Consider the following 953-nt stretch of genomic DNA (forward strand, 5'->3'; position numbering starts at 1 on the left):
ACGCCCGCGCCAACGGTACGGCCGCCTTCACGGATTGCGAAACGCAGACCGTCGTCCATCGCGATTGGGTGGATCAGAGTCACAACCATCTTGATGTTGTCGCCTGGCATTACCATCTCAACGCCTTCTGGCAGTTCGATGGTACCGGTCACGTCAGTTGTACGGAAGTAGAACTGTGGACGGTAGCCTTTGAAGAACGGAGTATGACGGCCGCCTTCGTCTTTGGACAGGATGTACACTTCAGATTCGAACTTGGTGTGTGGCTTGATTGAGCCTGGCTTCGCCAGAACCTGACCACGTTCGATTTCTTCACGTTTGATACCACGCAGCAGAACACCAACGTTCTCACCAGCACGGCCTTCGTCCAGCAGTTTGCGGAACATTTCAACGCCAGTACAGGTAGACTTCGCAGTCTCTTTGATACCAACGATTTCAACTTCTTCACCAACTTTGATGATACCGCGCTCTACACGACCGGTAACAACGGTACCACGACCGGAGATGGAGAATACGTCTTCGATTGGCAGCAGGAATGGCTTGTCAATCGCACGCTCTGGTTCTGGGATGTAAGAATCCAGGAAGCCAGCCAGTTCGATGATTTTAGCTTCCCACTCAGCTTCGCCTTCCAGCGCTTTCAGAGCAGAACCACGAACGATTGGGGTATCGTCGCCCGGGAAATCGTACTGAGACAGCAGTTCACGAACTTCCATCTCTACCAGTTCCAGCAGCTCTTCGTCATCAACCATGTCGCATTTGTTCAGGAACACGATGATGAAAGGAACGCCTACCTGACGACCCAGCAGGATGTGCTCACGAGTCTGAGGCATTGGGCCGTCAGTCGCAGCAACAACCAGGATCGCGCCGTCCATCTGCGCAGCACCGGTGATCATGTTTTTAACATAGTCGGCGTGGCCTGGGCAGTCTACGTGTGCGTAGTGGCGAGTCGGGGTGTC

At 53.8% G+C, this 953-nt stretch carries 1 protein-coding gene; it reads right to left on the reverse strand.

All coding sequences use genetic code 11. The annotated features are described in order from the left end of the window. On the reverse strand, positions 1-953 hold a 953-nt coding region (gene tuf, locus USF70_RS21705), incomplete at both ends, for an elongation factor Tu (protein ID WP_126334603.1).

This window comes from Enterobacter sp. 237C8 (assembly GCF_034106865.1).
Lineage (GTDB): Bacteria > Pseudomonadota > Gammaproteobacteria > Enterobacterales > Enterobacteriaceae > Enterobacter > Enterobacter asburiae_B.